Annotated in this window: 14 protein-coding genes and 1 pseudogene; 2 read left to right on the top strand and 13 right to left on the bottom strand. The window is 72.1% G+C overall.

All coding sequences use genetic code 11. From position 1 onward, the window contains the following. Positions 1-44: 44 nt before the first annotated feature. Positions 45-743, bottom strand: a pseudogene (locus ACFWNV_RS18380) (ABC transporter ATP-binding protein); the annotation flags it as partial. A 200-nt stretch (positions 744-943) separates the two neighbouring features. Between ACFWNV_RS18380 and ACFWNV_RS18375 the strand changes: the two are divergent. Further along, the gene (locus ACFWNV_RS18375; protein WP_383947677.1) at positions 944-1,924 is read left to right on the top strand and encodes a sensor histidine kinase; all 981 of its coding nucleotides are present in this window, start codon (positions 944-946) and stop codon (positions 1,922-1,924) included. Then, positions 1,921-2,634, top strand: coding sequence for a response regulator (locus ACFWNV_RS18370; RefSeq protein WP_383947674.1), 714 nt, complete (start codon positions 1,921-1,923; stop codon positions 2,632-2,634). The genes ACFWNV_RS18375 and ACFWNV_RS18370 overlap by 4 nt, the downstream gene beginning before the upstream one ends. A 71-nt stretch (positions 2,635-2,705) precedes the next feature. Here the strand turns inward: ACFWNV_RS18370 and ACFWNV_RS18365 are convergent, their stop codons facing one another. From ACFWNV_RS18365 to ACFWNV_RS18310, 12 genes are all read right to left on the bottom strand, one after another. Then, complete coding sequence (locus ACFWNV_RS18365; protein ID WP_383947672.1) at positions 2,706-4,619, bottom strand: helix-turn-helix domain-containing protein; 1,914 nt, start codon at positions 4,617-4,619, stop codon at positions 2,706-2,708. 157 nt (positions 4,620-4,776) lie between these two features. Beyond that, a complete protein-coding gene (locus tag ACFWNV_RS18360) occupies positions 4,777-6,165 on the bottom strand; it encodes an MFS transporter (RefSeq protein ID WP_383947670.1) in 1,389 nt (462 codons plus the stop codon). A 513-nt stretch (positions 6,166-6,678) separates the two neighbouring features. After that, positions 6,679-7,065 (bottom strand): VOC family protein, encoded by a 387-nt coding sequence (locus ACFWNV_RS18355; protein ID WP_383947667.1) that lies wholly within the window; start codon positions 7,063-7,065, stop codon positions 6,679-6,681. 313 nt (positions 7,066-7,378) lie between these two features. Then, entirely contained in the window at positions 7,379-8,368 is a 990-nt protein-coding gene (locus tag ACFWNV_RS18350; RefSeq protein WP_383947665.1) for an ABC transporter substrate-binding protein, read from the bottom strand. Between the two features lies 1 nt (position 8,369). Beyond that, entirely contained in the window at positions 8,370-10,256 is a 1,887-nt protein-coding gene (locus ACFWNV_RS18345; protein WP_383947725.1) for an ABC transporter permease subunit, read from the bottom strand. 229 nt (positions 10,257-10,485) lie between these two features. Further along, complete coding sequence (locus tag ACFWNV_RS18340) at positions 10,486-11,580, bottom strand: glycine betaine/L-proline ABC transporter ATP-binding protein (RefSeq protein WP_383947662.1); 1,095 nt, start codon at positions 11,578-11,580, stop codon at positions 10,486-10,488. After that, positions 11,577-13,142 (bottom strand): GMC family oxidoreductase, encoded by a 1,566-nt coding sequence (locus tag ACFWNV_RS18335; RefSeq protein WP_383947659.1) that lies wholly within the window; start codon positions 13,140-13,142, stop codon positions 11,577-11,579. The genes ACFWNV_RS18340 and ACFWNV_RS18335 overlap by 4 nt, the downstream gene beginning before the upstream one ends. 14 nt (positions 13,143-13,156) lie before the next feature. Next, the gene (locus ACFWNV_RS18330; protein WP_383947656.1) at positions 13,157-14,641 is read right to left on the bottom strand and encodes an aldehyde dehydrogenase family protein; all 1,485 of its coding nucleotides are present in this window, start codon (positions 14,639-14,641) and stop codon (positions 13,157-13,159) included. A gap of 984 nt (positions 14,642-15,625) precedes the next feature. Continuing rightward, positions 15,626-15,772 (bottom strand): hypothetical protein, encoded by a 147-nt coding sequence (locus ACFWNV_RS18325; RefSeq protein ID WP_383947728.1) that lies wholly within the window; start codon positions 15,770-15,772, stop codon positions 15,626-15,628. A 236-nt stretch (positions 15,773-16,008) separates the two neighbouring features. Next, positions 16,009-16,395, bottom strand: a complete 387-nt coding sequence (locus tag ACFWNV_RS18320; RefSeq protein WP_383947653.1) for a hypothetical protein — start codon at positions 16,393-16,395, stop codon at positions 16,009-16,011. A gap of 124 nt (positions 16,396-16,519) precedes the next feature. Continuing rightward, entirely contained in the window at positions 16,520-16,858 is a 339-nt protein-coding gene (locus tag ACFWNV_RS18315) for a hypothetical protein (protein WP_383947650.1), read from the bottom strand. Positions 16,859-17,072: 214 nt separating this feature from the next. Then, on the bottom strand, positions 17,073-18,800 hold the full coding sequence (locus tag ACFWNV_RS18310; protein ID WP_383947648.1) for a thiamine pyrophosphate-dependent enzyme: 1,728 nt from the start codon (positions 18,798-18,800) through the stop codon (positions 17,073-17,075). Between the last annotated feature and the right edge of the window lie 55 nt (positions 18,801-18,855).

Below are 18,855 nucleotides of genomic sequence, written 5' to 3'. Positions count from 1 at the left end.
TTCACGTTCCGGCTGTCCGGCCTCGCGTCGTCCGCGTTCTCCCCGTCCAGCGCCCGTTCGCGGGCCACGCGGCCGTCGGCCATCTCGACGAGGCGGCCGGCGCAGCGGGTCGCCAGGTGCGGGTCGTGGGTGACGATCAGCAGGGTCTGGCCTATCTGGTTGAGGTCGATCAGCAGGTCCATCACCTGCTCGCCGGAGCGGCTGTCGAGGGCGCCGGTCGGTTCGTCGGCCAGGAGCAGTGCCGGACGGTTCATCAACGCGCGTGCCACACCCACGCGTTGGCGCTCGCCGCCGCTGAGCGTCGACGGGTAGTTGTTGCGGCGGTTGGCCACCCCGAGCTCGTCGAGGAGTTCTAGGGCTCGGCGGCGGGCCTGGCGGGCGGAGGTGCCGGTGAGCTGGGCGGCCAGCGCGACGTTGTCGAGCGCCGGCAGATCGTCGATGAGGTTGAAGAACTGGAAGATCATGCCGACGTCGCGGCGGCGGTAGAGGGCGAGGCCGGTCTCCGTCAGGCTGCCGAGGTCCTGGCCGTGCACGGTGATCGTTCCGGCGGACGGCCGGTCCAGGCCGGCGACCATGTTGAGCAGCGTGGACTTCCCACAGCCGGAGGGACCCATCACGGCGATGGCTTCGCCCCGGCGGATCTCCAGGGACAGGGCGTCGAGCGCCAGGGTGTCGCCGTACTCCTTCGATACCCGGTCCAGGCGGACGACGACCTGGTCCGAACTGTCGTGATGAGGTGTCATGGCTCGAACCTAGAAGGCGGGTCGGACGGCTTGCGTCACCCCCCGGATGTAAAGGGGAGGCCTCGTCATCCTGGGGATGTACGCGGAGACAGCACCGTGGGGGTGATGCGGACTACGCGGGGTGCCTGCGAAGGTCTGGTAGAAGATCTTGGAAGCACGAGAACCGTGCGGACCACGGGCGGGGGAGAGGGGGAGCGGCTGTGACGACGGGATGGGTGGTCGCTGCCATGGTGGCCGCGGTGGGGGCGGTATCGGCCGGGTGCGGGCTGACCGTGGCGCTTCTGCGGGCCCGCGCTGGGCACCGGACGGCGATCGAGGAGCGCGGCTGGTTGCTGGAGCGGGAGCGGGAGACCGCGGCCCGGACGGCCGTGGACGCCGAGCGGGCCCGGATAGCAGCGGAACTCCACGACATAGTCAGCCACAACGTCAGCCTGATGATCGTCCAAGCCGGGGCCGCGCGTGAGGTGTTGGCGACCATGCCGGTGGAGGCGGCGGCCGCGATGGCCGCGGTGGAGAAGGCCGGGCGCACGACCATGACCGAACTGCGGCACCTGCTGGGCCTGCTCGCGCCCGCGCAGGACGGCCATGACGAGGCGTACGGGGGAGGAGCCGTCGAAAGGCGTGACCCCACGGCGGAGTTGGCGCCGCAGCCGAGCCTGAGCCGGCTCAGTCCGCTCATCGACCGGATCGCCTTCGCCGGGCTGCCCGTCGAGGTCCGGATATCCGGCGAACCGCGGCCGCTGCCGGCCGGGATCGATGTCACCGCCTACCGGATCATCCAGGAGGCGCTGACCAACGCACTCAAACACGGGGACGGGGTGAAGGCCGAGGTGACGGTGAGATATGCAGACCAGGCACTGAGGGTGGAGGTGCTCAACAGCGGACCGAGCGTGCTGTCCGGAGACCGGATACCGACGGGCACGGGGAGGGCGGTTCCGGCCGCCTCCGCCACCCCGACCGCCGCCTCCGCCGCGGTCACTGCCTCCAGCGCGTCCACTGGCTCCAGCCCGTCCACTGGCTCCGCCGGCTCCGCCGCTCTGCGCCCGAAGGCGGACGGGGCGGGGCACGGGCTGGTCGGGCTGCGCGAACGGGTCGCCGTGTACGGCGGGGACTTCGACGCACGGCGCCGCCTCGGCGGCGGCTACCGGGTCCGCGCCCGCCTCCCGTTGGAGCGGCCGTGACCACGCAGGCCCCGGCCACCGAGCCGGACCGGAGGGCCGCGTCGCCCCGGGTGGTCATCGCCGACGACCAGGAACTCGTCCGCACCGGATTCCGCATGATCCTCGCCGCTCGGGGGATCGACGTGGTGGGGGTGGCCGCCGACGGGGTGGAGGCCGTCTCGGAGGTGCGCCGGCTGCGTCCCGACGTCGCCCTCCTCGACATACGCATGCCCCGCCTGGACGGACTGGAGGCCGCCCGGCAGATCCTCGCCGAGGTCCCGGAATGCAGGGTGATCATGCTGACCACCTTCGACCTCGACCAGTACGTCTACGCCGCCCTCGCCGCCGGAGCCAGTGGCTTCCTGCTCAAGGACGTCACCCCCGAGCACCTCGCCAACGCCGTACGGCTGGTCGACACCGGCGACGCGCTGCTCTCCCCGTCGATCACCCGCCGGCTGGTGGAGCGCTGCGCCTCGGCATCGGCCGCGCGCGGTGGCGGTGGCGCGGCATCCCACCCCGACCTGGACGCCCTCACCCCGCGGGAGCGGGAGGTGCTCACCCTCATGGGCCACGGCCTCTCCAACACGGAGCTGGCCCGGGAGTTCACGCTCAGCGAGGCCACCGTGAAGACCCATGTGGCCCGGATCTTCGCCAAGCTGAGCCTGCGCGACCGCGCCCAGGCGGTCGTCCTGGCCTATGAGACCGGCCTGGTCACCCCGGGGACGGGGTAGGGCCCGGTCATCCGGGGGACGGGGTAGGGCCGGCCCTTCCGGCTCCGTCCTTCCGGCTCCGTCCTTCCGCGTCAGTCCGAGGGCGGGCCGGAGGTCGCCAGGAGGTGCAGGCGCAGGGCGAGTTGGAGTTCCAGGGCGCGGGCGGGGGAGTTCCAGTCCTCGCCCAGGAGGCGGCGGATCCGGTCGAGGCGCTGCACGACGGTGTTCACGTGGATGTGCAGTGCCTCCTTGGCCTTGGAGAGGCTCGCCCCGTGGACGTAGTAGGCCTGGAGGGTGCGGACCAGCTCGGTGCCGCGCTGGGTGTCGTAGTCGATGACGGGGCCGAGCACCCGGTCGACGTAGCCGCCTACGTCGCCGTGGTCCCCGAGCAGCAGGCCGACGAAGCCCAGGTCCGGCAGGGCTGCCCCGTGGCCGGTGTGGCCCAGTGCGTGCAGGGCCCGCAGGCAGCGCACGGCCTCGGCGTACACCGCCGGCAGTCCGCCCGGGTCGCCGGCCGGTCCGGCGGAGCCCACGGTGACGGGCGAGCCCAGCGCCTGCCCCAGCTCCGCCGCCAGCGAGCGGGCGAGCTGCCCGGGCTGTTCGGCCGGGGCGAGCAGCACGACGTGGCCCTCGTGCAGCCCGGCCAGGCCGTCGAGGGCGCGGGCGCGGCGCGCCGCCTCCGTCGACAGCCGGGGCCGCAGTGCCGCGTCGCAGTGCAGCGCCAGGAGGGAGTGGGGGCGTGCGAGGTCGACGCCGAGTTTGCGGGCCCGGATCCGGCGGCTGCCGGTGTCGGGGGTGTGCCCCGGGCCGCGTGGGGTCAGCAGGTCGCTGAGCAGTTCGCCGCGCACCCGGTCCTCGGCGTGGGCCACCGAGCGGCGCAGCAGCAGGAGCAGCGCGGTGACCAGGCCGGTCCGCTCGAACAGCCGCCGGTCGCTGTCCGACAGGTCGGCCCGGCCCGTCAGGGCGATGCTGCCGAGGAGTTCGGGCCCGGCCAGGACCGCGCAGACCCACACCCCGTCGACCGGAACGGCCCGGCCGCCTGAACGGGAGGCCGCCACACCCCGGGTGGGCGCACCGATCGGCTCGGTGGCGACCCGGGCCAGCTCGGCGCCGTCGGCGTCGTGCACCACCAGCCCGCCCCGCAGCAGCGCGGCCACCTCCCGGGCCACATCGGTGACGTCCCCGCCGCGCAGCACCAGATCGGTGAGCCGGTCGTGGGTCTCGGTGGCCAGCCGCGCGGCCTCGCTGTGGGCCCGGGCGGTCTCGGTGGCGGCGTTCAGCTCGACCAGCGCCGTCCGGGTCTCCTCCAGCAGGCGTGCCCCGTCGATCGCGACGGCGGCGTGGTCAGCCAGCGAGGAGAGCAGCGCCACCGCGTCGGGGGCGAAGTCGCGCACCGACCGGTCGGCGGCGTAGAGCACCCCGATGACGTGCGAGGCGACGCGCAGCGGGACACCGAGGATGCCCCGCAGCCCCTCCTCGCGCACCCCGGCGTCGATGGTGCTGGTGTGCCGGAAGCGGTCGTCGGCGCGGTAGTCGGAGCTGGCGTACGGACGCGCCGTCTGCGCGACGAGACCGCCGAGGCCCTCGCCCATGCCGAGGCGCAGCTGCTGGAAGGCGGCGGAGACGGAGCCGTCGGTGACCCGCATGAACGTATCGCCCACGACGGGGTCGTTGAGGGTGAGGTAGGCACAGTCCGTGCCGAGCAGGGTCCGGGCCCGCCGCACGATGGCCCGTAGCACCGCGTCGAGATCGCGCAGCGCCGCGAGGTCGCCGGCCGTGTCAAACAGGGCGGTGAGCTCCGCCTCGCGCCTGCGGTGCTGGTCGAGCGTGCGCCGGATGTCGAGGGCGACCCGGGTCGCCTCCTCCACGAGGGCCTGATCGGCGGCCCCGGCGCCGGCGGTACGGGCCTGCGCACCGGGCAGCGCGAACTGCTCGGCGGGCGCTCCCTGGGCGAGCAGGTCCAGGAGCTGGCGCAACGCGGCCGCGGGCGCGGTGGGATCGGTCACGGGGGCCATGCTGGCAGCCCTTCGCTACGGGGTGGCGAGCGGGTCCGCCCGCCGGACCGGAGGCACCGGTCACGGCGGGCGGCCCGTGGGGGCGGACGGACTCGGGCGGACGGGCCCGAGTGGACGGATTCGGGCGGACGGACCCGGGTGGACGGACTCAGGCGGGATCGGAGACCGCGGTGGCGTACCCACTCCCCGCGGCCGCCACCCCCGTCGGCGCCGCTGCTTCCGCCTTCGGGACGGACAGGTCGCGGCCCCGGGTCTCGCGGGCGAAGAAGACCGTGAGGGTGGTGACGACGGCGGCCGCCGACAGGTAGACGGAGACCGGCACGGAGGAGCCGTAGTCCTTCAGGAGCTCGACGGCGATGATCGGCGCCAGCGCCCCCGCGACGATCGAGGCGAGCTGGGAACCCATCGAGGCGCCCGAGTAGCGGACCTTGGTGTCGAACATCTCCGAGATGAATGCGGCCTGCGGCCCGTACATGGCCCCGTGCAGCAGCAGCCCCGCAGTGACCGCGAGGGTGATGACGACGAACGACTTCGAATCCACCAGCGCGAAGAACGCGAACGCCCACAGAGCCATCCCGACCGAACCGATCAGCGTCACCGGCCGGCGCCCGATCCGGTCGGAGAGTGCGCCCCAGGCCGGGATGGTCAGGAAGTGGACGGCCGAGCCGATCAGGAGCGCGTTGAGCGCGGTGGTCTTGGGGAGCCCGAGGTGGGTGGTGACGTAGACGAGGAGGAAGGAGGTGAGGACGTAGTACGAGATGTTCTCGCCGAAGCGGGTGCCGATGGCGGTCAGCACCTGCCGCCAGTCCTTGCGGAACACCTGCACCACGGGCGGCTTCTCGGCCTCGGCCCGGCCCGCCGCCGCGGCCTGCGCCGCGAGGAACACGGGGGACTCGGACACCGAGAGGCGGATCCACAGCCCGACCACCACGAGGACCCCCGAGAGCAGGAACGGGATCCGCCAGCCCCAGGCGAGGAACGCGGCATCCGACTGCACGGCGGCGAGCAGCGCCAGCACCCCGGTGGCGAGCAGATTGCCCCCGGGAGCCCCGGACTGCGGCCAGGACGCCCAGAACCCGCGGTGTTCGGCGCCGCCGTGCTCGGACACGATCAGCACGGCCCCGCCCCACTCGCCGCCCAGCGCGAACCCCTGCACCAGGCGCAGCACGGTCAGCAGGATCGGCGCCCCGATCCCGATGCTCGCGTGGGTGGGCAGCAGCCCCATCGCGAAGGTCGCCCCGCCCATCATCAGCAGACTCAGCACCAGCAGCTTCTTGCGCCCGACCTTGTCCCCGAAGTGCCCGAAGACCACCCCGCCCAACGGCCGGGCGAGGAAGCCGATGGCGTAGGTGAGGAAGGCGATCAGGGTGCCGGTGAGCGGATCGGCGGTGGGGAAGAACAGCTTGTTGAACACCAGGGCGGCGGCGGTCCCGTAGAGGAAGAAGTCGTACCACTCGATGGTGGTCCCGATCAGGCTGGCGGCAACGATCCGCCGGATTCCGGATGGAGCCTTCGGGACGGCTGCGGGGGAGGCCATGTGCACCACTTCCAGGTGTCTGCGGGGACGTCGGGTGTGGCCACAACGTAGAAGTCCGCAGGTCACCCGCATATGTGGCCCGCCATCACAATCGGGCCACGAGTGATGTGCTCGCGCACCATATGACCCGACCCCCTGCCCCGCAACCCCTCCGGAAGGGGGTCGCGAAGCCCTGTCGGAATTGCAGAGGCACACCTGTTTTGGGGAGGCGGTACTGGCCCCCGTGCTGGTTTGGTGCTGACCTGAAACCCCACGTCAGCACCCCTCGCGACCCGCCCCGTGCTGGTTCGGTGCTGGTTACGCGGTGTTGAGCACGAAACTCGCGCGGTCCTGCACCCGGCTCTCAGCGGCGGACGTCAGGGGGTGGGGCGGGTGGCATGCTGAGCCTCGGCAACTCCTACCCGAGGGACGGCAGCGACCCGATGTCGCAGATGGTCGACGCGCTGTCCGCGCACTGAACGCGCCGCCCTCGGACGCGGTACCCCGAGAGTTCACCGAAGGGGCCGCGTCCGCTCAGGGGCGGTACCGCAACGGGTGGTCCTGCGGTACCTCGACGACCGCGATCCGCACGCCGTCCGGGTCGGCGATCCACATCTCGATCAGCCCCCACGGCTCCTTCACAGGCGGCCTCAGTACCCGAACCCCCGCCGCCACCAGCTCCTGGTGCGCGGCGCGGACATGGGCGACCTGCAGCCACAACCGCAGGCCCGGCTCCGGTGGCTCCTCGGAGCGGCCCGAGACCTCCAGGAATCCGCCGCCGAGGAAGTAGACCGTGCCGCGATCCGGTCCGGTCCCGAACTCGCGGTAGACGGCGAGGCCCAGCGCCCCGCCGTAGAAGACGCGGGAACGTTCCGGATCCGTGGGGCGCAGGAGGACTCTGCTGCCGAGTACGTGAACCATGATTCGAATCTACGGGGTGCGGCAACCTCCGCGTACGGGCCATCGGGGCCGGACGCGTATGAGTGGGCCCGAGCGTGTTACACGGTGTCCATGGGCCTTGAGAGCGGTGGGATCGCGCGGCCCGGTGGCCGCTGTCGGCGGAAGACGGCACCAACCGCGGCCTGGCCGCGCACCGCACCGGCGCCGCCCCTGCGCTCTTGGACTGGCTGTCCGTGGGGCCGGCATCCAGAGCGAAGTCGCCGAACCACGACGCCGGCCGGCGGGCGACGCCGCGCCCTTCCCCTCCCGTTGGGCGGGGCGGGCGCGGGGTCGGTCACTCCACCCAGGGCTTCCACACGTTCTCGTTGCGCTCCACCCACTTCTTCGCCGCCTGCTGCGGCGACAGCTTCTCTTCGGCGATCATCAAGGACACCTCGTTCTGCTGCTCCTTGGTCCAGTGGAATCTCTTCAGGAAGTCGGCCGCCTTTCCGTCCGACTCCGCGAAGCGCGTGTTCAGGTACTTCTGCAGCGGCGTGTCCGGGTAGGCGCAGGCCACCTTCTGCGGATCGTCCGCGCAGCCCTCGGTGTACTCGGGGAGCTTCACCTCGGTCATCGGGACACGCTCGAAGAGCCACTGCGGCTCGTACCAGTACGTCAGGAAGGGCTTGTGCTCCTTGGCGAACTGCTTGATCTGGGTGATCTGGGCCGCCTCGGAGCCGGCGAATACCACTTCGAAGTCCAGGCCCAGGTTCTTCACCAGTGCCTTGTCGTTCGTGATGTAGGACGGGGAGCCGTCCATCAGCTGGCCCTTGCCTCGGCTCTCGGGGGTGCGCAGCTGGTCGGCGTACTTGTCGAGGTTCTTCCAGTCGGTGACGTCGGGATGGGCCTCGGCGAAGTACGTGGGGACGAACCAGCCGATGTGCCCCGTGACGCCCAGGTCGCCGCCGGGGGTGATGGTCTGCTTGTCCTTTACGTACCGCTTCTCCTGCTCGGGGTGGCCCCAGTCCTCCAGGATCGCGTCGACGCGACCCTGGCTGAGGGCGTCCCAGGCGGGGACCTCGTCGACCTGGACGGTGTCCACCCGGTAGCCCAGCTCGTGTTCGAGGAGGTAGGAGGCGACGGCGGTGTTCGCCTGGGCGCCGACCCACGACTGGACGGAGAGGGTGATGGTCTTCGCGCCCTGTGCGGCGGCGTACGGGGAGGACTGGCGGGTCATGTCGGCGGCCCCGCAGCCGGTGAGGACGGCGAGTCCGGTCGCGGCGGCGAGTACGGCCGCGGCGCGCCGGCGGTCGAGGCCGAGGCCCCGGTGGTGTGCGTCGCGCATGTCAGGCCTCCTTGACGGGCTGGGTGAGGCGGTCGAGGAGCAGGCCGAGGCAGACGATCGCGGCGCCGGCCACCAGGCCGGTGGCCAGGTCGCCCTGCGCGAGGCCGAGGACGACGTCGTAGCCGAGCGCGCCGCCGCCGACCAGGCCGCCGATGATGACGACGGCGAGGACCAGTACCACGGCCTGGTTGACGGCCAGCAGCAACGCGGGCCGGGCCAGTGGCAGTTGGACCTGCCGCAGTAGCTGTGAGCGGGTGGCTCCGAGCGAGCGGGCGGATTCCACGACGGTCGCGTCCACCTCGCGCAGGCCCTGGACGGTGATCCGGACGACGGCCGGGAGCGCGTACACCACGGCGGCCGCGGCGGCCGGTGCGCGGCCGACGCCGAACAGCGCGACCACGGGGATGAGGTAGACGAACTGCGGCAGGGTCTGGCACACGTCGAGGACGGGCCGCAGCAGTCGTTCGGCGCGGGCGCTGCGGGCGGCTCCCACGGCGATCGCGAAGCCCAGTGCGAGCGTGACCGCCACGGCGGCCAGGACCTGCGCGAGCGTGTCCAGGGAGGCTTCCCACACGCCGAGCACGCCGACGGCGCCCAGGGCGAGTACCGCGGTGAGCGCGGTGCGCCAGGTGCCCGCGAGCAGGGCGAGCGCGCAGGCCGCCAGCAGGAGCAGCCACCAGGGAGCGGCCTGGAGCCCGCCGCGCAGCGGGTCGAGGATCCAGCCTGTGAAGTGCGCGGCCCAGTCGGCGGTGCCGCCGACCACGGGTACGCCGGAGTAGAGGTGGTCGGTCATCCAGGCGACGGCCGAGTTCACCGGATCGGCCAGGGACACGGTCCAGGACTCGGGCCACAGGGAGCTGCCGGCGATGCGGCCGGCGACGGCGGCGGCAACCGCCGCGAGGAGGGTGAGCAGGCGGCCGTACCAGCCGGAGAACACCCGGCGGAGCAGGTGCTGTTCGCGGGCGCGCACGGGAGCGGCGCCGATCCGGCGGCCCGCGGCGTCGGCGGTGCGGTCCAGCACCACGGCGAGCAGCACGATCGGGATGCCGGCGGCCAGGGCGGCGCCGACGTCCACGGAGGCGAGGGCCTGGTAGACGCGGTCGCCGAGGCCGCCCGCGCCGATCACGGAGGCGATGACGGCCATGGACAGGCCCGTCATGATGGCCTGGTTGACGCCGAGCAGGAGCTGCAGGCGCGCGAGCGGGAGCCGGGCGGTCAGCAGGCGTTGGCGTCCGGTGGCGCCGAGCGAGGCCGCGGCTTCCAGGACGCCCGGGTCGGCGTCGCGCAGGCCGAGGGCGGTGAGCCGGGCCATGGGCGGGGCGGCGTAGACCACGGTGGCGAGGACGGCGGCGGGCACGCCGATGCCGAAGACCAGCACCATCGGCAGCAGGTACGCGAAGGCGGGCAGGATCTGCATGGTGTCGAGTACGGGGCGCAGGACGCGGTCGGCGCGCGGGGAGAGCCCCGCGGCGAGGCCCAGCAGGGCGCCGAGTACGACGGAGGCGGCGACGGCGACGACCATCAGCGCGAGGGTCTGCATGGTCGGCACCCACATGCCGAGCAGTCCGCAGGCGGCGAAAGCGGCGGCGCAGGTCAGGGCGAGCCGGATGCCGGCGAGGCGCCAGGCGACCAGGGCGGCCAGGGCGGTGACCCCGGTCCAGCCGGCGGCGAGCAGGAGAACGTACACGGCGCGGACGGACACCACGACGGCGTTGCTGACGTGGCCGAAGAAATAGAGGAACAGCGGGTGGCTGTCGCGGTGGTCGATGATCCAGTCGCCGGCGCGGCCGAGCGGGCCGGACAGGTCGACGGCCAGGGCCGCGGGCCAGCTGCCGGCGCCCGGGAAGGCCACGGCGAGCGGGATCAGCAGGGCGACGGCGAGGCCCATCGGGAGGAGGACCCCGCGGCGCGCGGCGAGGGTGGCCAAGGGGCCTCGGGGGCGGTCCTGCGGAGCGGGCTCGGTGCCGGAGGGACGCGGGCCGGCGGGCCGTTCGGAGGACTGCGGGGCTTCCGAAGGGGCGGCGGTGCGGGTGTCGGGCGGGGTGTGGATCGGGGTCGCGGTCACGCGCACCACCTCCGGGCATCGGGGACGGGGGCCACGGGACGGACCGGGCAGGTCATGCCGCCACCCCCCGTCCGGTGGTGGCCGGGAGCCCGGCCACGACGGCGAGCAGCCCCGCGTCGTCCACGACGCCCAGGCAGCGGCCGCGGTCGACGACGCGGGCCGAGCCACCAGTGCGGGCTACGGCCTGGATGGCCTCGACCACGGTGGTGGCGGGGTGGAGCGCGGGTCCCTGTTCGGCCTCGTCGGCAGTGGCGGGGCGCATCGCGGTGCGGACGGTGAGCACCTGTTCTCGGGGGACGTCGCGGACGAAGTCCCGTACGTACTCGTCGGCGGGCGAGCCGACGATCTCCTCGGGCGTGCCGAGCTGCACGATGCGGCCGTCGCGCATCAGCGCGATCCGGTCGCCCAGGCGCAGGGCCTCGGCGAGGTCGTGGGTGATGAAGACCATGGTGCGGCCCTCTTCGTGGTGGAGCCGGGCGACCTCCTCCTGCATTTCGCGGCGGATGAGGGGGTCCAGTGCGCTGAACGGCTCGTCGAACAGGAGCACTTCGGGGTCGGCGGCGAGGGCGCGGGCGAGACCGACGCGCTGCTGCTGGCCGCCCGAGAGCTGGCCGGGGCGCCGGTCCTCCAGTCCTTCGAGACCGACCTTGGCGACGAGTTCGGCGGCCTTGTGCCGGCGGTCACCGCGTCCGACGCCCTGGATCTCCAGTCCGTACGCCACGTTGTCGAGGACGGTGCGGTGCGGGAGCAGGCCGAAGTGCTGGAAGACCATGGCCGTGCGGTGGCGGCGCAGGGCGCGCAGCTGAGTGGCGTCCATGGCGAGGACGTCCTCGCCGTCGATGGACAGGCTTCCGGCGGTGGGCTCGATGAGCCGGGTGAGGCAGCGTACGAGGGTGGACTTGCCGGAGCCGGACAGGCCCATCACGACGAAGACCTCGCCCTTGCGGACGTCGAAGGTGACGTCGCGGACGGCCGCTGTGCAGCCGGTGCGCTCGCGCAGTTCGGTGGCGGACAGGTCGGCGTCGGCGGAGCCGGGTACCTTCGCGGCGGCCTTGTCGGGCCCGAAGACCTTCCAGAGGCCGTCCACGGAGAAGACCGGGGACTCGGCCGGGCCGGTGACGGGCGCGGCGGGGGTGGTGGTGTTCATCGGGTACCGCCTTCCCGGGCAAGCAGTTCGGCTGCCTTTTCGCCGACCATGAGCACTCCGATCATCGGGTTGACCGCGGGCATCGTCGGGAAGACGGAGGCGTCCGCGATGCGGATGCCTTCGAGCCCGCGGATCTTCAGGTCCGGGCCCACGACGGCCCCGGGGTCGTCGTCGGCGCCCATCCGGCAGGTGCCGGCCGGGTGGTAGACGGTGTGCGCCACGGAGCGGGCGTAGGCGCTCAGCTCCTCGTCGCCGGTGATCTCCGGGCCGGGGCACACCTCTCGCTTGAGCCAGCCGGCCAGGGGCTGGGTCGCGGCGATCTGCCGCGCGAGCTTGATGCCGTCCACCAGGGTCCGGCCGTCGTAGTCGCCCTCGTCCGTGAAGTAGCGGAAGTCCAGGGCTGGTTTCACCTCGGGGTCCGCGCTGGTCAGGTAGAGGCGGCCGCGACTGCGGGGTTTGGGGATGTTGGGGGTCATCGACACGCCGTGGGCGGGGCGTTCGTAGCCGATGCGCTCAGGGTTGTCGGTGAAGGGGACCTGGTAGAAGTGGAACATCAGGTCGGGCCCCACGGAGTCGGGATCGCGCCGGACGAACAGCCCCGCATCGCTGTCCATCGCGGAGTTCTCCGGTATCGGGCCGTCGGTCTCCCAGACGATCACCGACTCGGGGTGGTCGAGCAGGTTCTCCCCGACCCCGGGCAGGTCGTGCACCGGCGGGATGCCGAGGGCTTCCAGGTCCGCGCGCGGGCCGATGCCCGAGTGCAGCAGCAGCCGCGGGGTGTCCACGGCGCCTGCGCACACCAGCACCTCGCGGCGGGCGGTGACCAGGGATTCCGTGCCGTCCGAGGCGCGTACGCGGACTCCGCGCGCACGGGTGCCGTCGAGTTCCAGGCGGTGGGCCCAGGTCTCCAGGAGGATCCGGAGGTTGGGGCGTTCGTCCATGACGGGGTGGAGGTAGGCCACCGACGCGGAGGAGCGCTTGTTGTCCTCGGGGTGGTAGGCGAGGTCGAAGAAGCCGGCGCCCTCGTGGAAGGGCTTTCGGTTGAAGCCCTCGACGCGCGGGACGCCCAGGGCGCTCTGCGCGGAGTCGACGAAGTCGCGCGCGATGGCGTTGCGGTCCTTCTCGTCCACCGGGACGATGTTGTTGAGGAGTCGGTCGAAGTACGGGTCCATGGCGGCCGCGTGCCAGCCCTCGGCTCCGGACTCCGCCCACTCGTCCCAGTCGGACGGGAGCGGCTTGAAGGCGATCAGGGTGTTGTGCGAGGAGCAGCCGCCGAGGACTCGGGCGCGGCTGTGGCGGATGTGCGAGTTGCCGCGGGGCTGCTCCGTGGTGGGGTAGTCGTAGTCGAGCTCGCCGCCGAGCAGACCCATCCAGCGGCGCAGGGTGAGCACCTCGGGACGGTCGACGTCACTGGGGCCGCCCTCGATGACGGCGACGGTGACGTCCGGGTCCTCGGTCAGGCGGGAGGCGATCACCGAGCCGGCGGTGCCGCCGCCGACGACGACGTAGTCGTACTCCTGCTCCGTGGGGGTGTGGGTGGGGCTGTGCGTGGGGGTGGTCATGCTCTGCTCCTCCTTCAGCCCGCGAACCAGCGCACGGGGCGCGGGGCGAGGTTCTGGTATACGTGCTTGGCCTCGCGGTACTCGGCCAGTCCCGAAGGGCCCAGTTCGCGTCCGATGCCGGACTTGCCGAAGCCGCCCCACTCCGCCTGCGGGAGGTAGGGGTGGAAGTCGTTGATCCAGACGGTGCCGTGGCGCAGCCGGCCGGCCACACGGCGGCCGCGGCCCGGGTCGGAGGTCCACACCGCGCCGGCGAGGCCGTATTCGGTGTCGTTGGCGAGCGCGACGGCTTCGGCCTCGGTACGGAAGGTCTCGACGGTCAGGACCGGCCCGAAGACCTCCTCCCGTACGACGCGCATCCCGCGGTGGCAGCGGTCCAGCACGGTCGGCCGGTAGAAGTAGCCGGGCCCGTCGGGGCGTTCGCCGCCGGAGCGGAGGACGGCTCCCTCGGCGAGGGCGGAGGCCACGTACTCCTCGGTGCGTTCGCGCTGGGCGGCGGACACCAGCGGTCCGCACTCCACGGCCGGGTCGGTGCCGCGGCCGAGGCGGATCCGGTCGGCCCGGTGGGCGAGTTCGGCGACGAAGCGCTCGGCGACGCTCTCCTCGACGATGAGCCGGGAGCCTGCGGAGCAGACCTGGCCGCTGTGCATGAAGGCGGCGTTGAGGGCCTGGTCGACGGCGGTATCGAAGCCTTCCTCGGTGGCGCAGGCGTCGGCGAAGACGACGTTGGGGTTCTTGCCGCCGAGTTCGAGGGCGACCTTCTTGACGGAGTCGGCGGCCGCGCGCATCACCTTCGTACCGCTGGTGAGACCGCCGGTGAAGGACACGAGGTCGACGTCGGGGTGGGCGGCGAGGCGCGCGCCGACGGGGTCGCCGGGTCCGGTGACCAGGTTCGCGACGCCGGCCGGCAGTCCGGCCTCCGCCAGCAGGCCGATGAGGGCCACCGTGGACAGCGGGGTGATCTCGCTGGGCTTGAGCACGAAGGTGTTGCCCGCGGCGAGGGCAGGGGCGATCTTCCAGGAAGCCTGGAGGAGCGGGTAGTTCCACGGGGTGATCAGGGCGCACACCCCGACGGGCTCGTGGACGACGACGCTGTGGACCTCCGGGGTGCCGGCGTCGATCACGCGGCCCGCGCTCTCTCCGGCGACGAGGTCGGCGAAGTAGCGGAAGGCGTCGGCAACGCAGGCCACGTCCACGCGGCCCTCTTCCAGGGTCTTGCCCGCGTCGCGGCTCTCCAGCAGCCCGATGCTTTCGCGGTCGCGGTGGAGCAGGTCGGCGGTGCGGCGCAGCAGTGCGGCCCGCTCCAGGACGGGGGTCTGGGGCCACTCCCCGCCGTCGAAGGCCGCGCGGGCGGCACTGACGGCCGCGTCGGTGTCCGCGATGCCGCCCTCGGCGACGACGGCGAGGACCGTGGCGTCCGCCGGGTCGAGGACCTCTCGGGTGGCTCCTGATACCGCGGAACGCCAGGTCCCTGCGATGTGGATGGTCGTCTGCTCGGACACGACTCGGTGTACCTCCGATTTCGGCACCGCGGCTTACCCGCAGCGGTGTTGCTCGTTCCCGCTTGCCCCGGTCCATGGAAGCCATGTCCCATCCGTCACTGGAAGTGACGGGAGTCACTCCCCGTCACTCCGAGGTGGGTACGGGGTGGATCGGGGCATATCGGATGCCCTCGGAGGAGGGGTGGCGCGTACGGCCGCGACCGGGGAACGCGGGTGGCGCCGACGCTCCCACCGGTCGAGTCGGCATCTGGGCAGGCGGCAGGCGGCAGGCGGTGTGAGGGGCTGGGTAGGGGCCGCTTAAGGACTACTATTCCGGTTCGTATGCGACCTGGATCCTGTGGGGCGGGTCACCGCCGAAGGGGCCCGATCTCACCCTCTGTGTGCGCCCGTATCTCTTTCGGGGAAAGGTTTGCGGCCGGATCCGCCCCCGGATCGAAGGAAACGGGCGCGTCGAAGGCGGCTTTCCATATCGCCCGCCGCAGCGCCTCCAGCAGCATGGCACCCGATCCCCAAGGCCCGGCGGCGCCCATTCACGAGCGAGGGCGTGAATCGTTGCCCTGGTCTGACTGACCTCATGGTGCGGACTCCAGCTGACTGGCTTGCCCGGGTTCCTCTCGCTGCGGCGTGGCACGTCGGAGGACGCGCGCACCCTGTAGACGGAACTCCAGCCGTTCACGGAGAAGCCGGGCCAGGGGGCCCGGTGCCCAGAACGACGATCCTGCGCACCGAGCTCGCGCCCTCCACCGCCGCGCATCCTGAACGGTTACCCACGGCCATCACCGCAGCACAGAGCACGTGGAGAAGGTCACCCGCGCATGTGACCGCTTCCCGTCTACCGGCCGGCGGCTGCCCCTGCGATCTTCTGTGCGCGAGGGAGCGCCGGCCGGTGTTTTGCGTCCAAGCGCTCACCGTACGACCGGTGGTGACGAGCGAGGGTGACGGTGGAACAGGCGACTCCGATTCCGGTGCTGGTTCGGTGCTGGTTCAGGCGGCCTGTTCGCGGGGAAGTCGCAGGTGGTAGCTCTGACCGGATGAGTTGTCGTACCACTCGATGGTGGTCCCGATGAGACTGGCGGCGACGATCCGTCTGATGCCGGACGAAGCCTTCGGGGCGGCTGCGAGGGAGGCCATGTGCACCACTTCCAGGGGTCTGCGGGACGTCGGGTGTGGCCACAACGTAGAAGTCCCCAGGTCAGCGGTATATGTGGCCCGGCATCAAAATCGGGCTACGACGGATGTGCCCGAGCACCACATGACCCGAACTCCTGCCCTGCATCGCCCCCGGCCACACCGTCCGGCCGGCCCGGCCGACCGGGCCCTTGGAGGTGGCGGGGGCCATCCCCGCTCCTACCGGCCGGATGGGACGGCTAAGGCATGTCCGGAGAGATCTTCGCGGCGTGCACGGTGAGCCGGCCGATCCGCGTTTCGTGACTGGTCGCCGTCGTGCTGTGGTCGGTGATCGAGTCCGGCCTGGCGTCAGTGAGGTACCACGTGGTGTGCGGGGCCGCCGAGCCTTCCCTCATCTCCTCGATCTTGACGTTGAACGGCTCGGCGGGAGCCTCCGTGGGCAGGGCCCACTCCCGCGCCGCGGGCACATCGGTGAGGACGCAGTCGTCGAGGGTGAGCGTGAGCACCTGCCCGGGCAGGCCGAGGTCTCCCTGGGGACCCAGACCGGTCACCTCGCCGCAGGTGAAGCGCTCTCCCCGGACGGTGACGTAGTAGCTGCTGGACACGTTCGCAACGGATTCGTTCATATCCACCGCCTGCCCTGCCCACCCGCTCCCAGTCACCGTGACGGCAGGGTTCTGCAGGTTCTGCAGTTTCTGCAGGGCCTTTGGCCACGGAGACGATCACCGGCCGTGCCCGGACACGGAGCGATCACGGGGCCGCCTGCACGGCTCGCGCACCCCAGCGCCCCACGTGAGCGCACAGGCCGAAGCCGCTGACGACGCGCGAGCGGCGCAACAGGTCACGCGTGCCGCGCAGATTCAGGGTGCTGTGCCAGGCGAGTCCCGGATGCCGCGCTCGCAAATGGGCCAGGGCCCTGGTGTCCAAGCCCGTACCGCGGAAGCGCGCGTCCATGTCGACACCGGTGATCACGGCCTCTGCGCAGGTACGGCACATCCGGTACTGGACTTCGCCGACGACCTTGCGCACGTGCACGAGGAGCAGGACCTCCTCACTGGCACCGACGGAGTCCGGAACCTGCGAGGACACCAGCTCGATGTGCCGATAGGCGAGGAGTCTGCGGCGCAGCCGGCGGAGGATCCCTCCTCCGCGTGAGTGCCGACCCGCACCGGCCGGGGGCACCTCGGCCTGCCGGGCCGTACGGAACAAAGGGCTTGCAGGAAGCGCGTGTTGTCCGTGCATGCCGCGCGTGTACCCGGGCGTCGGGTGCTCAAGCGTGCGCTCGCGGCGGCCGGCGAGATCTTCACCTCCGCCGCCGCGGCCGCGCTTCCTTGATCTTGGCGAGGGCGAACCCCACACCCTGGCTCATCGTCGGTTTGGCCGGTACGGCCACTTCTTCGGGGTTGGTCAGGACGTCCAGCAGAACCGGCCCGGGGGTGTCGAAGGCCCGGCGCACCGCGTCGTGGAGATCGGCCGGATCGGTGACACGGAGACCGGTGATGCCCAGGGCCGTGGCGACCGCCGCGAAGTCCGGGTTGTCGAGCTCCGTACCGAACTCGGGCAGACCGGCCTGTTCTTGTTCGAGCTTGACCATGCCCAGGCGCCGATTGTCGAAGACGACGAGCTTCACCGGCAGCCGGTAGGTCTTGATCGTCATGAGGTCTCCCAGCAGCATGCTCAGGCTGCCGTCTCCGCAGAAGGCGACGATCTGGCGGTCGGGTGCCCACAGCTGGGCTCCGAGGGCCTGCGGCATGGCATTGGCCATCGAGCCGAGGTTGTACGAGCCGATCATTCGCCGCGTGCCGCGCATGGTGACGAAGCGGGAGAGCCAGACGGTGGCCATGCCGGTGTCGGAGGTGAACACGGCGTCCTGGCTCGCGTACGCATCGACGGCGGCGGCCAGCGCCTCGGGGCGGATCTCGTGGTCGCGGTTGTCGAGCGCGGCCCTCAGCCTGCCGGTCCACCGGTGCTCGTGAGCCGGGTCGGCGAGCCGCTGCTGTCCCTCGGTCCAGTGGGCGAACCGTTCCCGGGCGTCGTCCAGGTGCGTGCGGTCGGGGGCCGGCTTCAGGAGCGGAAGCAGGGCGCGCAGCGTGGCTCCGACATCGCCCACGAGACCGACGTCGACGGGGACCCGTCGCCCCAGATGTTCCCCGCGGGTGTCGACCTGGACGACCTTGCAGTCCTTCGGGTACCACTCGCGGTAGGGGAAGTCGGTGCCCAGCATGAGGAGGGCGTCGCCGTGGTCGAGCGCGTGGGCGGCGGCCGGGTTGCCGATCAAGCCGGTCTGGCCCACCTGGAAGGTGTTGTCGTCCTCGAATCCCTCCTTGGCCTTGAGGGTGAGCACCATGGGTGCGGCGAGGAGATCGGCGGTACGGAGGACCTCGGCGCGGGCGTCGCGGGCACCGAGGCCGACCAGCAGGGTGACGCGGGGGGCGGAGTTGAGGAGTTCGGCGGCCGCGGCGAGGGCCGGGTCGTCGGGCCGGGTCACGGGACGGTCGAGGGCGAAGCGAGTGGGACGGTCCTCGCTCAGCTCCTGGTCGCCGAGGTCTCCGGGGACGGTCAGGACGGCCACTCCGCCCCGGGTCACGGCCGCGCGCACCGCGGACTCCAGCATGCGGGGCATCTGGTCCGGCGAGGTCACGGTGGCCCGGTAGACGGCCACGTCGCGGAAGAGGAGGTCGTTGTCGACTTCCTGGAAGTAGTCGCTGCCGATCTCGGCGAGCGGGACCTGGCCGCAGATCGCGAGCACCGGGGTCCCGCTCTTGGCAGCGTCGTAGAGCCCGTTGAGGAGGTGCACGGAGCCCGGACCCACCGTGCCCATGCACACCCCGATGGTGCCGGAGAGCTGCGATTGGGCCCCGGCGGCGAAGGCCGCGACCTCCTCGTGCCGGCAGCCGATCCAGTCCAGGCCGTCCGTGGTGCGGATCGCGTCTGTCAGGGGGTTCAGGGCGTCTCCGACGACTCCGAAGACCTGCTTGACCCCCAGTTCCTTGAATGCGTCGACGATGACGTGTGCGACGGTGCGTGCCACAGGAGTGCCCTTCCGGACGGGGCGGCTCCCTCGGTGCGGGCGCCGGCTTCGATGG

Origin of the sequence: Streptomyces sp. NPDC058401 (assembly GCF_042722885.1) — a bacterium.
In the GTDB taxonomy this organism is placed as follows: Bacteria; Actinomycetota; Actinomycetes; order Streptomycetales; family Streptomycetaceae; genus Streptomyces.
Note: the sequence above shows the minus strand (reverse complement) of the source record. Positions and strands in the feature narration are given on the sequence as shown.